The 15,138-nt window shown below is 43.1% G+C and carries 9 protein-coding genes and 1 CRISPR repeat array; of the genes, 6 read left to right on the forward strand and 3 right to left on the reverse strand.

The genetic code is table 11. The features are described 5' to 3' along the window. The first annotated feature begins 687 nt into the window (after positions 1 to 687). A complete protein-coding gene (gene cas1, locus QA601_13855; GenBank protein MDG5816174.1) occupies positions 688 to 1,734 on the forward strand; it encodes a CRISPR-associated endonuclease Cas1 in 1,047 nt (348 codons plus the stop codon). Next, a complete protein-coding gene (gene cas2, locus QA601_13860) occupies positions 1,731 to 2,006 on the forward strand; it encodes a CRISPR-associated endonuclease Cas2 (GenBank protein ID MDG5816175.1) in 276 nt (91 codons plus the stop codon). Before cas1 ends, cas2 begins: the two co-directional genes overlap by 4 nt. A 737-nt stretch (positions 2,007 to 2,743) precedes the next feature. Further along, positions 2,744 to 4,770: a CRISPR direct-repeat array (repeat unit 36 nt; unit sequence GTCTGAAGGATTCCATGACTAAGAATGGATTAAGAC). A gap of 381 nt (positions 4,771 to 5,151) precedes the next feature. On the opposite strand, the gene QA601_13865 is transcribed toward cas2, so the two are convergent. Together QA601_13865 and QA601_13870 are read right to left on the reverse strand one after the other, a co-directional pair. Further along, positions 5,152 to 5,469, reverse strand: a complete 318-nt coding sequence (locus QA601_13865; GenBank protein ID MDG5816176.1) for a hypothetical protein — start codon at positions 5,467 to 5,469, stop codon at positions 5,152 to 5,154. Between the two features lie 294 nt (positions 5,470 to 5,763). Continuing rightward, the gene (locus QA601_13870) at positions 5,764 to 6,591 is read right to left on the reverse strand and encodes a hypothetical protein (GenBank protein ID MDG5816177.1); all 828 of its coding nucleotides are present in this window, start codon (positions 6,589 to 6,591) and stop codon (positions 5,764 to 5,766) included. Between the two features lie 1,167 nt (positions 6,592 to 7,758). On the opposite strand from QA601_13870, the gene QA601_13875 reads away from it, so the two are divergent. From QA601_13875 to QA601_13890, 4 genes are all read left to right on the forward strand, one after another. Next, positions 7,759 to 11,040, forward strand: coding sequence for a BspA family leucine-rich repeat surface protein (locus QA601_13875; GenBank protein ID MDG5816178.1), 3,282 nt, complete (start codon positions 7,759 to 7,761; stop codon positions 11,038 to 11,040). Between the two features lie 394 nt (positions 11,041 to 11,434). Further along, the gene (locus tag QA601_13880; GenBank protein ID MDG5816179.1) at positions 11,435 to 11,557 is read left to right on the forward strand and encodes a hypothetical protein; all 123 of its coding nucleotides are present in this window, start codon (positions 11,435 to 11,437) and stop codon (positions 11,555 to 11,557) included. Positions 11,558 to 11,771: 214 nt separating this feature from the next. After that, on the forward strand, positions 11,772 to 12,122 hold the full coding sequence (gene tnpB / locus QA601_13885) for an IS66 family insertion sequence element accessory protein TnpB (protein MDG5816180.1): 351 nt from the start codon (positions 11,772 to 11,774) through the stop codon (positions 12,120 to 12,122). A 26-nt stretch (positions 12,123 to 12,148) separates the two neighbouring features. Beyond that, positions 12,149 to 12,271, forward strand: a complete 123-nt coding sequence (locus QA601_13890) for a hypothetical protein (GenBank protein MDG5816181.1) — start codon at positions 12,149 to 12,151, stop codon at positions 12,269 to 12,271. Between the two features lie 401 nt (positions 12,272 to 12,672). Here the strand turns inward: QA601_13890 and QA601_13895 are convergent, their stop codons facing one another. Beyond that, positions 12,673 to 13,020 carry a VOC family protein gene (locus tag QA601_13895; GenBank protein MDG5816182.1) on the reverse strand — a complete coding sequence of 116 codons (348 nt, stop codon included), beginning with the start codon at positions 13,018 to 13,020 and terminating at the stop codon, positions 12,673 to 12,675. Between the last annotated feature and the right edge of the window lie 2,118 nt (positions 13,021 to 15,138).

Raw genomic sequence — 15,138 nt, forward strand, 5'->3', positions numbered from 1 at the left:
CGTAATAGAGGCATGGTTACCCCCCTGTTTTACGGCTTAAAAAGTACAAAAAAACATGCCGCAGTGGCTTTTGTGCTATTTCTACCTCATAATTAAGTCTGAAGGATTCCATGACTAAGAATGGATTAAGACCTAATGTTTCGTTACGATTTAAAGAGCTTTCATCAAGTCTGAAGGATTCCATGACTAAGAATGGATTAAGACCTACAACGAAGAATACCACAGAAACGCTTATTTTCGTCTGAAGGATTCCATGACTAAGAATGGATTAAGACCTCCCAAAAGCGGGTTGACAATTCATCTTCACTCTTCAGTCTGAAGGATTCCATGATGAAGGATTCCATGACTAAGAATGGATTAAGACATAACCGCCGCCCCAGATCCCATGTGCTGCAGCAGCGAGTCCGAAAGATTCCATGACTAAGAATGTGGTAACGTAATTACCAATTACTAATGACAAATGACTAATTATGGGAAAGGAAGACACCTTTCTTTTCCCTTTTCCTGCTCAAAGCTCACCGCTCATAGCTCATGGCTCAAAGCTACTAACCTCTGAAGGTTTTCACGACTAAGAATAGACCAACCCCCATACATTTTTTTTTCCATCATCTGGTAACAGCACAACTGGATTACTTTTTGCTAACCCTTTCGGGCTACTTCTGTATCTACCATGAAAGGGGAGCTGCAATGTCTTTTCTCTATATTACAGAACAGGGAGCCTATATAAAGAAAAAGGGCGGTCATATTCAGGTGATAAAGAATGAGGAGGTGCTGGTTGAGCGCGTTATACGCGAGATAAAGTGTCTGGTACTGTTTGGTGGGGTGCACCCTACCACCGATGCAACGCTGGCACTACTCAACAGTGGTTGTGATATCGCCTACATGACCAAAAACGGCCACTTCAAGGGACGGCTGGTAAGTGCGGCCGGTAAAAACTCTATTCTGCGTGCCGGGCAGTATGCTATGTTTCACGATCCCAAAGTACGGCTTGCTTTTGCACGACGGTACGTTATTGCAAAGATAAGAAACGGCATGGCGGTGCTTAGCGACTATCATCACAGTGGCAAAAGTGAATTTGTTTTTGACGAACGATCTTCAATTGAAGAGATCTGTGAGCATATCGCTACGCGCTGTAATGATCTGGCGAGTCTCTTTGGCTATGAAGGAGCCGCGGCCAGACACTACTTTGGGGCATTTGCACGACTTCTTACTCACGGAAGAGCATTTCCCGGTAGAATATTTCATCCATCAACCGATCCGGTAAACGCGCTGCTTTCCTTCGGTTACTCCTTTGTGGCTCGTGAGCTGCAGGGGATCCTTGAAGCACTGGGGCTTGATCCCTATATCGGTTTCTTCCATGAAGTAACCTACGGCAGGGCATCGTTGACACTGGATCTTATGGAGGAGTTTCGCCACCCCTTTATCGACAGGTTGGTGGTGAGGCTCTTTAATAAAAGAATGCTTGGTGATGATGATTTTGAGACCGGGGACAAGGGGCAGGTGTATCTTAAAAAAGAGTCGTTAAAGATCTTCATACGTCATTATGAGGAGTGGGCAAACAGGGTAAACCGAACCCTTGGTGATGATGGGGAGCTTTCCTGGAGGCAGGTGATGTGGAAGCAGGGGGAGAAGTTACGCAGGGCAGTGGAATATAATGAAGAGTACACACCTTTTTCATGGAAAGAGGGGATAAAGGAAGCCAGCTATAGCGGCAGCGGGGAGGGGGCTAGATGAAATATGTGATCGCTTTTGACATCAGCGATGACAATGCGCGCTACCGCGCGGTAAAAATTCTGCTTCAGTACTGTTACCGGGTTCAAAAGTCGGTGTTTGAGGGGGTAATGGGGCACAGTGCACTTACTGAATGCCTTGAGCGCTTAGGGACGGTAATTGATTCGCGCACCGACTCTTTGCGCTGTTATCAGTTGTGTGCGGGGTGTTCGGAGACGATGCGGGAGCTTGGGAATGGTCCGCGCATCGAGAAGTTGGAGTATCTGATACTGTAGGTGCTCTGAGGCGGTTCATCCCTCCAGTCTGAAGGATTCCATGACTAAGAATGGGATAACGTAATTACCAGTGACAAATGACTAATTCCTAATTAAAGAAAAGGGAGATGTCTTTCTTTTCCCTTTTCCTGCTCAAAGCTCACCGCTCACGGCTCATAGCTACTAAAGTCTGAAGATCGAGAATTATTACGGGGCTAAAGGCGATAGTTTGAGTCACCCCCGGGCGTCAATGGTGAAAGAGTGTAAAGACCCGTTTTGGGGGACTCTTATGCTATTATCTCGGGAGGAAAGGGAGAACGGAATTTGGTCTTGCTCTTTTTCATAAGCGCTGAAAGCGCGGGATATTCGTTGCTATCATAGGAAAGAAGAAGTAAGATTTGTGATGTGAATAGGATGGGATTTTGGGCAAAAAAAGGCCCGTTTGTTACCAAATATTATATTCTGTAATCCGTAATAGAGGCATGATTACACCCCTGTTTTACGGCTTAAAAAGTACAAAAAAACATGCCGCAGTGGCCAAATGGCGAAAATGGTACCATTTGGGGCAACCAACTCCTGCGGCATATAAAATTTGTCAAAAAAGTGGTGACTATGCCGCAAAGGCTCAAGGCGTTGATTTTTATAGTCCTTACAGAAAACGGCCATTGTTGCCGGATTGCTCTTTGGAAAGAAGGTTGGGGATATGCCGCAAACGGCCCTCTAACTCATTGATTTATAAGGCCAAAAATTGGACTACGGTCTGAAGGATTCCATGACTAAGAATGGATTAAGACTAACCTTAGCTAAAATTGAATCAGAGGTGCTATTACCGTCTGAAGGATTCCATGACTAAGAATGGATTAAGACTAATCACGTCGCGTCGACACACCCGCAAGGTCTCGCGGTAGAGTCTGAAGGATTCCATGACTAAGAATGGATTAAGACCATTTCCAATCACAGCGCCGTTTTGTACGCCCCTGCCGATTAGTCTGAAGGATTCCATGACTAAGAATGGATTAAGACTATTAACAGAGGTAGCGCGCCGAGGTGGAAATAATCTCAGTCTGAAGGATTCCATGACTAAGAATGGATTAAGACTATTTCCATGCGCTGCAAGCTGTGCAGGGTTATCACGTCTGAAGGATTCCATGACTAAGAATGGATTAAGACGATAGAGATGGGAGAGTATTGCGTCAACCAGAAAATGATGAGTCTGAAGGATTCCATGACTAAGAATGGATTAAGACAAAACCGTTTATTGGCTCACACCACGAGGCATTTACCGGATGTCTGAAGGATTCCATGACTAAGAATGGATTAAGACATACGTAGACCAAGACGTAAACCTCTGAGAAGGCCGGTTGAGTCTGAAGGATTCCATGACTAAGAATGGATTAAGACCACTTTCTGCTGACCTATATTTAAGTAAGGACAACCTAACGTCTGAAGGATTCCATGACTAAGAATGGATTAAGACCGCTTCTGGCGCTCTGAAGATGGGTGGAAGCACAAAAAGGGGTCTGAAGGATTCCATGACTAAGAATGGATTAAGACTCCGTACTTGATAGGTCGATTCGCTGTCCTCGGTTTTTTCGTCTGAAGGATTCCATGACTAAGAATGGATTAAGACATACTGAAGTTAGCCCGGGGATTGGGCGTATGGCAGCAAGTCTGAAGGATTCCATGACTAAGAATGGATTAAGACTTTCCATAAGTGTACCAGGTGCACCGCATTTGTGCATCCCGTCTGAAGGATTCCATGACTAAGAATGGATTAAGACCAGATACTGAAGACAATCATAGATTTGAATATTTGGATACATAGTCTGAAGGATTCCATGACTAAGAATGGATTAAGACGTTCCTGGCTGAAACCTCTTTTCGTAATATCATCTGATAAGTCTGAAGGATTCCATGACTAAGAATGGATTAAGACAGGAAAGGCGCAAGAGGTTGGAAGACATCAAACTGGGTCTAGAGTCTGAAGGATTCCATGACTAAGAATGGATTAAGACCGGAAAGGCGCAAGAGGTTGGAAGACATCAAACTGGGTCTAGAGTCTGAAGGATTCCATGACTAAGAATGGATTAAGACCGGAATTCTCCTACTGATCATTGTGCAACTGACTTGTGTCTGAAGGATTCCATGACTAAGAATGGATTAAGACCAGATTTATCAAGTGTTGCTGGAAGTGTTTCGCTGAGTCTGAAGGATTCCATGACTAAGAATGGATTAAGACCTATTTGAACCATGTCCGGTCTTCGCCCATCCGAATATTTTCGTCTGAAGGATTCCATGACTAAGAATGGATTAAGACTATCTTGAGATTGGTCGTCCATATACATTTCCTTTGTTAAAGTCTGAAGGATTCCATGACTAAGAATGGATTAAGACTCTTTAAGCGGCTGGTTCAAAAGTATCGCTGCGGCTGTATGTCTGAAGGATTCCATGACTAAGAATGGATTAAGACTAAAGGAGATGGCCGAATCGCGGTGTTTTACTCGTCTGAAGGATTCCATGACTAAGAATGGATTAAGACACGCCCAGGTGCTCATAGAGTTCTGCCATTAGGCGATCCCGATTATTGCGATCGCCCAACCTAGTCTGAAGGATTCCATGACTAAGAATGGATTAAGACCCTGTCAGTCCATCCGCCCAGTGCGGTGCGTTTCACGTGTCTGAAGGATTCCATGACTAAGAATGGATTAAGACTTGGGATATGGGTGATGGAACATTTAAAGAAGGTCGAGTCTGAAGGATTCCATGACTAAGAATGGATTAGACCAATTTGCCAAAAAACCGGACACTTCGCCTCCTTGATGGCTACTATACGCGAAAATATCGACCCACTGCACCAAAAGTGGTAGCCACTGCGCCCAAATTGACACCCACTGCGCCTCCTTTATGCTTTCTATACGCGAAAATATCGACCCACTGCACCAAAAGTGATAGCCACTGCGCCCAAATTAGCACCCACTGCGCCCCCTTTATGCTTTCTATACGCGAGAATATCGACCCACTGCACCAAAAGTGATAGCCACTGCGCCCAAATTAGCACCCACTGCGCCTCCTTGATGGTTTCTATACGCGAAAATATCGACCCACTGCACCAAAAGTGATAGCCACTGTGCCCAAATTTGCACCCACTGCGCCCCCTTGATGGTTTCTATACGCGAGAATATCCACCCACTGCACCCAAATTGGTACCCGCTGCACCCAAATTGGTACCCGCTGCACCCAAATTGGTACCCGCTGCACCCAAATTGGTACCCGCTGCACCCAAATTGGTACCCGCTGCGCCCAAATTGGTACCCGCTGCACCCAAATTGGTACCCGCTGCACCCAAATTGGTACCCGCTGCGCCCAAATTGGTACCCACTGCGCCCAAATTGGTACCCACTGCGCCCAAATTGGTACCCACTGCGCCCAAATTGGTACCCACTGCGCCCAAATTGGTACCCACTGCGCCCAAATTGGTACCCACTGCGCCCAAATTGGCAGGGCCTGTTCCAGATTACCGTTGATTGCGTCCAAATGAAATACACTGCGCACACAACCAACGACAATTAGGTAGGCACTACGCTTAAGCAGGAAATGGCAGCGGTTCCCGGTGTTTTTTATCAATCAAATGTGTTAGATACAGGGGTTTTTGCGGTATTGTTGTTGGGGACCAAAAAAAAATCCTGCCTGCGACAGTAGCGCTGACAGGATTGTGTGAACAGTGGGTATGATCCATCCTCATATCATTTTTAAAACATACACCACTGAAACAACCTGATTAACACTCAGGGTTTGCTGCCTCATCAGCTGCCTGAGAGTCACTTCTGTTTGATCTGTTGCGTAAGCGCCTGAAGTAATCACTTGCATATTCTGACTTTCTGTCCGGATTATCAAAATAGACCGCATCCAGCCAGGAATTGATATTTGCCTGTGACTGGCGGCAAAGAAGAATGATCTTGTTACGGTAAATGATCTCTTCCTGGCGTACATTTCTTAAGGCATCAGCTCTGTTTAAGAGCTGTTTTAATTCACTGGCCCACTCAATTTTTTCATTGAGATAGATTCTGTCTATTCTTCTCCCACCAATAACGATATTTGAAACAATATCGATAACCTTCAGGCACAGTTTGGCAAGAGAAAGAATATCCTGTATGCTGTCCATGTTTGAGTTACCTTCAGATATTTCTTTAAGTACACTGCGTATAGAGGGTACTTGTTTAGCCGCAACTCTGCATGCAGCGATAAGGCGGTTGCGTTCGGTTTTAATGTTATCCTGCTCTTTTTGCCACTCCTGAACGGCCGCGGAAACATTTTCCCTGTTAACCACTACTTTCGAATTACTCCGAAACAGCTCTTTGTGGAGTTCTTTGTAGATGTCATACTTGTTCCAATCGAAACCGCACGCTTCCCAGGTGTCCCTATCGTGCTCCATATTGGCAAGATCTTTACCAAACTCACCTACAAATACTGTAACCGGCATGTGCGGATCTGGAACCGGACCACTTATGGCAGCAACTTTCTCTTCAATTGTACCGATGATTTCGGGCATATCCGAAATCTCTTCTTCGGTAATAGCAGAGGCAGCTTCTAACTCTTGTACTGTCATACAAAGACTCCTTATGATAAGATTAATAGAAAAATGGTGAAAATATCTGAGAATATAAACACCTATAGATAAACACCCGCATAAATACGGCTGTAAAATTTTCTTTATCATCATTTTAAATACTAGAGTGGCCTGAAGCAGCAATTATACAGCGGTTGTATAGATGCTCTGTCTTTGGTATTACTATCTACTAATTACAACAGGTCAGATGTTAATGTAGTGGTTTGCTAAATAAAACCACTACAGTTAATATATTTTTATGGCAACAGGAGAGTAAAGTTTTCATGAAAAAAACTGTTTTAAAATTAAAACACCCCCCAAAAGAGTTGCTACAAAGTGAGTAGATAACCAAATGGGTAAATGACCTAAATGAAAAAGGAATAGAGAACAAAGGGAATACCTGTTTATTGTACAGTTTGATTTTCGGATAGGGGAATATCATGCATAACCGGAGCGCTAGTTTGAGAAGATCTTGAAAACAGGAAGAAAGGGGAGTGCATGAGGAGAAATTTTGTTAACAGGCACCGGTAGTACTATACGCTTATCAGGAAGTTTGTGCGTATCCTGTGGAAGAAGGGTGGCCAACGTCCGGGATGAGGTCTTAAGAGAGAACGGCGAGACGGTGTGGTTGAGATCAAGATTGGAGAAAAATTTCATCTAATCTAAAAGAGCACAAAAGGAAGAGAAAACGACAAATGGTTACCCTATCGTATATTTTGATGTTAGCGCATATGGGGCATTGCCCTGGGCTATTATTGGAAACCGCCCTTTTCTGGGCTTGCTTCGGTGGTAGAGTGGGTGGTTTGGGTTTTGGAGTGTTGATTCTTTGTTGGAGAAAACAACAGGACGTTAATTCGGGTCTTTTCTTACGCGATCATGGCATAAGGGTTTCAGGCCCCCTGTCTGGCTATGAACTGTGAGCATTGAGCGTTGAGCAGAAAAATGGAAAGCTGGATAGATACTATATATTAGAACCGTTACGCCTCTCGACTACGCTCGAGGAACTGTTCAGGGCATCCCTGGCCTCCGTAGCTAAAGCGTAAGAGGCTTTGGTCCCAAAAATATCCTGTTGAAAAAAAATATACTACTAAACTGTCCAAATCGTGGTTTAATAACTATATTACTAAGGTCATTTACAAATACCCGCTTAGCTTCAGGAGTTATCCTATGAAAAAATACATACTGTTTTTCCTCTGCTCACTTTTTCTATATGGTTTATCATGTAGAAATCCGAAAGATCCGATGGAGCGTGCTACGTTGGATATATATCTTACCGATAAAGATAGTCAGATTATTGAAGGAGAACCTTTTGGGGTTACAATGTATATGGTAGGTGGTAATTATGTAGAGAATGTCAGAATAGATTTTGGGGACTTAAGAGAGGATAGTATTATTCCTTATCTTCGCACGGATGGGTGGACGGGAAAAGAGGAGTTAACCCTTGCCTATGATTCTGCCGAGACATATACACTTTCAATAACAGTCGAATTTTTACGGAATGTACAAAGAGTGGCAGAACTTACTATAAATGTTCACCCTTCTGTTTACAATGTTTATTATAATTGTACCAACCATGATTCCGGAGACGTCCCACAGGATACAAATTTCTACCAAAGCGGGGAAGAGGTAATTGTACTCGGTAATAGCGGGGGACTCATAAGAGATGGGTTTGAGTTTTTAGGGTGGAGCAATGATTATGGGGCGTTGTCTGAAGTACTTAAAACAGGAGACACTTTAATAATTTCCGATGATGACTTAGAACTCTATGCGGTTTGGGAGGAGAATAAAGTTAAGTACTTCACAATTACCTTTGATGGAAATCAGAATACAGATGGTGAAGCACCCTCGGATACTATTTTATATGTAGAGGGAGATGAAGTTACAATACCTGACAATACTGGTAATCTTGTACGATACGGATACCAATTTAGCGGCTGGAGCAGTGACCCTGATGGTCAGCGGGATACATTGTTTGTTGGGGATACGTTTAAAATGGCTAATAACGATCTTCTTTTGTATGCTCTGTGGGAGCTGGATGTTTATACTATTACATTTGAGACTAGTGGCGGCTCAGAAACAGCCAGGCAGAATATAGAACACGGGCAGAATGCCAAAAGACCTGATGAACCGCAAAGGGATGGGTACCGTTTTGATGGTTGGTTCGGTGAAAAAACGCTTAACACACCATTTGATTTCAAGGAAACCATAATTGAAAAAGATCATACGATCTATGCAAAATGGACACCACTTCCCAATACTGTTAATTTTGATTACAATGAGGGCTCTGGTAGCATGGATCCTCAGACCATCGCTACTGATGAAACCGTGGCACTTTCGCAGAATGAATTTACCCGTGAAGGGCACTCTTTCACCGGATGGAATACCAAAGCTGATGGTAGCGGTGATTATTATGAAGATAAAGCAAAGTTTACAATGAGAACAGAAGGCGTAACGCTTTATGCTCAGTGGGATATTATTTCAGTTACTATCAGTTTTGACAGTGATGGTGGTAGTGAAGTCAGTGCGATAACTCAAGACTTTGGTACTTCAGTAACTGCCCCTGAAGCTCCCAGCCGCGAGGGATATGCATTTAATGGCTGGTACCCAGATCTTCCTGATGTCATGCCAGATGAGGATCTCACAGTTACGGCTCAGTGGGATATAAATTCAGTTACTATTAGTTTTGACAGTGATGGTGGTAGTGAAGTCAGTGCGATAACTCAAGACTTTGGTACTTCAGTAACTGCCCCTGAAGCTCCCGGCCGTGAGGGCTATGCCTTTGATGGTTGGTACCCAGATCTTCCTGATGTCATGCCAGCTGAGGATCTCACAGTTACAGCTCAGTGGATTATTAACTCAGTTACTATCAGTTTTGACAGTGATGGTGGTAGTGAAGTCAGTGCGATAACTCAAGACTTTGGTACTTCAGTAACTGCCCCTGAAGCTCCCAGCCGCGAAGGTTACGCCTTTGATGGTTGGTACCCAGATCTTCCTGATGTCATGCCAGCTGAGGATCTTACAGTTACAGCTCAGTGGACAAGTGCTGCAATGGTGCTTGTCTTCAATACTGAACTTTCTGAAGGAACTACAATAGAACTTCCGCTCAGTGGAAACGTGGTTGTAAGGGTAGATTGGGGAGATGGCAATAGCCAAATCATCCAGAGAGAAGGCATTCATGAACACACGTATGATGAGGAAGGAGAATATGAGGTAACCATTACCGGTACATTAAGCTGGTATGGTTCATACAGGAGCTTTCCGCAGAGTTGCAAATTGGTTAGGGTAAAAACTTTTGGTGATCTGGGTTTAACTTTATTAGTCGGAGCATTTGGAGGTGCCGAAAACCTTCTGGAAGTACCCGCTTCTATTCCACCGAGTGTTACGAATATGCGCCATATGTTTAGTGCTGCAACTTCTTTTAACGGTGATATCGGTTCCTGGAACGTGTCTAATGTTACAGATATGGTGGGGATGTTTAATCGTGCTACATCCTTTAACCAGGACATTGGAACCTGGGATGTGTCGGGTGTTACCAATATGCAGGGGATGTTTTACGATGCTACATCCTTTAACCAGGACATTGGAAATTGGGATGTGTCGGGTGTTACAGATATGAGACTGATGTTTAATGGTGCTACATTTTTTAACAAGAATATCGGTTCATGGGATGTGTCTAATGTTACAGATATGAGCCGGATGTTTTCGGGTGCCTCTTCCTTTAATCAGGATCTTGATGAGTGGGACGTGTCTAAGGTGACGCGTATGCATAATATGTTTGCTCAAGCAACTTCCTTTAATGGTGCTATTGAATCCTGGGATGTGTCCAATGTGACAGGTATGTTTGCCATGTTTGCTTATGCTTCATCCTTTAACCAGGATATCGGTGGTTGGGATGTGTCCAATGTTACTGATATGGGTGGTATGTTTAGTAGAGCCCAACTCTTTAATCAGGATATCGGTGGTTGGGATGTATCGAATGTAACTGATATGAGGGGATTGTTTTCCGGAGATTGGATGGTAAATGCTCGTCACCGTTTCAACCAGGACATTGGAAATTGGGATGTGTCCAATGTGACTAATATGTCATCCATGTTTTCTTATAACGGATCATTCAACCAGGATATTGGGAATTGGGATGTGTCCAATGTGACAAGAATGTCTTCCATGTTTTCTGATGCCTCATCCTTTGACCAGGACATTGGGTCCTGGAATGTGTCTAATGTTAATAATATGAATGAAATGCTGGTAAGAACATCTCTTTCTTTAGAAAATTATGACGCTCTGCTTAATGGATGGGCAGAACTGGCTGAAGTAGAGGAGGGTGGTGTTCAGGAAAATGTGGATTTTCATGCTGGGAACAACAAGTATACTTTAGATGCAGCAGATGCAAGAGAATACCTTATAAGTGTTTTTGATTGGACAATTGAGGATGGTGGCTTAGCAGACTGAAGAGAACAGATCTTTATACTCATGGTATAGTGCGCTCACAGCAGCGAACGCTGCAAAGGGCTTTGTAAAGGATATGATGGCACCCGGTGCACGTTGTTCGTTCCCGTTCCCTAGAAACCTCTGAGAGCAGAAGAAATAATATACCGTTATCCCATGGTCTGCATTTTATCGAGCTCGCCCCTTACAGGAAGAGGAAAACTGTCCTTTCAGGATATTTTCTCCGTGAAGATCGATTAAGAGTGTGTGTCAAAAAACAGAGTGCACCATCAGCCAGGGCAAAAGACGTTTCAGGATACCTGCCTATACCAACGGTAAGCATCCGGTAATAACCATCTATTAACATCTTAAAATAAATACCATATTATCTCTATTATTTTTAATAAAGGAGATGATCATGAACACTAAGCACCTTAGCAGAGAAGGAATTGAGCTTCTGAGTACTACAGAAGTAAGCAGAGTCGTCGGGAGTTTTGTAGAGATAAGAATATTAGCCTTGGTACATTTAAAGGGTGGTTAGGCCGGTACAAAAATGAGAGTTCAAAAACTACAAATAACGAAGCATTTATAAAATTAGCTCCAAACATACAGCAGAATCAAACGCATCTTCAATACCCTGCAACATCTGAACTGACTATTGACCTTAATTCCGGAGCTCGAATCGTATGGCGTGGAACGGAGATCAGTACCTCTGTTTATAGGTTAATTGCAGACCTTAATAAAGGTTGTGTGACATGATCGGTTTTAGCGCATCTACACCTATTTATCTGTGCACAGAACCTTGTGACATGAGGAAGTCATTTGATGGCTTATGTGGTCTTGTTCATAATTATATGGGTAAGCAATCTGTTTCTGAAAATGTTTTTGTATTCGTGAACAGAACGTGCGACCGTATGAAGATATTGCACTGGGACAGGCATGGTTTCTGGTTATACTATAAGAGACTTGAACAGGGACATTTCCAGATTCCTTCTTTTTCTGAGCATCCTCAACCAGATCTGTATTTAACCTATGATCAGCTTTTGATGATACTGGAAGGAATAGATTATACTACAGTAAGAAGAAGAAAACGCTTTACATTATAACTTCTGTGTATTATTTTGGTGTAAATATGAAATCAACAGAAAAAACTATTCCTATTTCACTTTCTGAGTATCAAAACCTGCAATCTACAATAGCTCAACTTCAAAGTGAGCTTTCGTGGCTTAAACGCCAGCTTTTTGGGAAGATATAATAGGTCCCTTTTCTTTGCTTGCTGTTGAAGCAACAGTCTGAAGGATTCCATGACTAAGAATGGATTAAGACACGCCTCTCATCCCACCCAGGGCTCTGCGATGAGCGCACGTGCGTCTGAAGGATTCCATGACTAAGAATGGATTAAGACCAACCAACGTTTTTTAAACATGCCGCCTTCTGCAGGTGAGTCTGAAGGATTCCATGACTAAGAATGGGTGACATAATTACCAATTACCAATGACTAATTACTAAACAAAGAAACGGAAATAGCTTCCTTTCTCCTTTTCCTGCTCAAGGCTCACCGCTCACGGCTCAAAGCTACTACTCGTCTGAAGGATTCCATGACTAAGAATGATTTCAGTGACAAACATCATCGATGGGATAATTTCCGGCCTGGGGTCAACCTGTTGAGTCCGCTAAAATCAACTGACATGAAACGCCGTACTTGTCTTCGAGCCATCCATACCGCTCAATGAAAGGGTATTTATCCCGAGGCATGAGCACCGTGCCACCTTCAGAGAGCTTATTCCACAAACTAACAAGCCGGGCGCGTGCGTCTTTATCATGCAGTGGAACAAAATTTATGAAAAACGAGATGGATGGATTTAATTTGAAGAGATTGCCGGGAGAGATAGCCATAAATTCATACCCAAAAAGTTCAAAAGTGACAGTGTCGGTGTCTCCGGGCGGGGTATTGTGAAGTGTAGTGATGTTTTTAATCATTGAGTTTTTGCCGAAAGCAGACACATAAAAACATCAGCAGCTTCTTTGGCGTTTTCGCCAAAGAAGAGATGGGGAACTATTTTTTTGGGGATTGTTTTTCATAGGGTTGTGATATTCATTTCTAAGTGACTTATGAGTGAAAAAACGAGTTGTGATATTCATTTCTAGGCGACTTAGGAGCAAAAAAACGAGTTGTGAAATTCATTTCTAAGCGACTTATGAGCGAAAAAACGAGTTGTGATATTCATTTCTAAGCGACTTATGAGTGAAAAAACGAGTTGTGATATTCATTTCTAAGTGACTTATGAGTGAAAAAAAGGGTTGTGATATTCATTTCTAAGCGACTTAGGAGTGAAAAAAAGGGTTGTGAAATTCATTTCTAAGTGACTGAGGAGTGAAAAAACGGGTTGTGATTTTCATTTCTAAGCGACTAAGGAGCGAAAAAACGAGTTGTGAGTTTCATTTCTAAGCGACTTATGAGTGAAAAAACGAGTTGTGATATTCATTTCTAAGCGACTTAGGAGTGAAAAAACGAGTTGTGATATTCATTTCTAAGCGACTTATGAGTGAAAAAACGAGTTGTGAAATTCATTTCTAAGTGACTTATGAGTGAAAAAACGAGTTGTGAAATTCATTTCTAAGTGACTTATGAGTGAAAAAACGAGTTGTGATATTCATTTCTAGGCGACTTAGGAGCAAAAAAACGAGTTGTGAAATTCATTTCTAAGCGACTTATGAGCGAAAAAAAGGGTTGTGAAATTCATTTCTAAGCGACTTATGAGCGAAAAAACGAGTTGTGATATTCATTTCTAAGCGACTTAGGAGTGAAAAAAAGGGTTGTGAAATTCATTTCTAAGTGACTTATGAGTGAAAAAACGAGTTGTGATATTCATTTCTAAGTGACTTATGAGCGAAAAAAAGGGTTGTGATATTCATTTCTAAGCGACTTATGAGTGAAAAAACGAGTTGTGATATTCATTTCTAAGTGACTTATGAGCGAAAAAAAGGGTTGTGAGTTTCATTTTTCCTGCATATCCAAATACCACCAGAATATCCCGCACTTTCAGTGCTTGGGATCTTTTTTCGCATCAATACCCGGGGCTGCGCCAGAAGACTGGCTTACCCCGGGCTATTAAATTGCGCGCTTTGAGCGCTTAAGAGTGAGATCAAGGCCAAAGAAAGTATCATCTACAATAGAAGAAGCTCTGTTGAGCAGGAAGGAGCAAGAGAAATGAACAATCCTTCTACAAAAGCCATAGAAGATACAAATTCGTCTGTTAGCCCTGATTAAACCTCTGGGATTTACTATGTAATACCCCGAAGGGGTTATTTATATTAGCCCCAGGTTTCTCTACCTGGGGATCTGGGGAAATGTGGGACGGCAAGACCGCGACACAAGAATTCCAATTCCCTTCCTGCCGAGATCATAGCTCAAGGGTCCCCCCAAACGGGTCCCCTCACGCTTTTACCATTGACGCCCGGGGGTGACCCAATCTATCGCCTTTAGCCCCATAAAATCCTTTTTCCCACAAATCCCAATAGCCATCAACGAATGTTACGCGCTTTCAGCGCTTGGGATCTTTTTTGCGCCCAGGACCCGGGGTTGCGCCAGAAGACTGGCTTACCCCGGGCTATAGAATAACGCGCCTTCAGCGCTTATGAAAAAGATCAAGAGCAAACGATCGGTATTTTCTCGTGTAGTATTATGGAAGAACGAAAAAAATATGGATATATAACAGGAATGGTATTCCCATTCCCCCCTTCCTGCCGAGATCATAGCTCAAGGGTCCCCCCAAACGGGTCCCCTCACGCTTTTACCATTGACGCCCGGGGGAGACCCAATCTATCGCCTTTAGCCCCATAAAAATCCTTTTTCCCATTTCCTATATAGATAATTGAAACACACATGTTAATCACCTCACTCTAAATACCATGTTTATGCGTGTCCTTCGCCTGTGGAAGAAGGGTGGCCAACGGCGGGATGAGGTCCATAGTACGTACACATTCATCTGTTAGCCTGGTTAAACCTATGGTAACTAGTATGTAATACCCCAAAGGGGTTTTCTATATTAGCCCCAGGTTTCTCTACCTGGGGATCTGGGGAAATGTGGGACGGCAAGACCGCGACACAAGAATTCCAAT

This window comes from Chitinispirillales bacterium ANBcel5 (genome assembly GCA_029688955.1).
Lineage (GTDB): Bacteria > Fibrobacterota > Chitinivibrionia > Chitinivibrionales > Chitinispirillaceae > Cellulosispirillum > Cellulosispirillum alkaliphilum.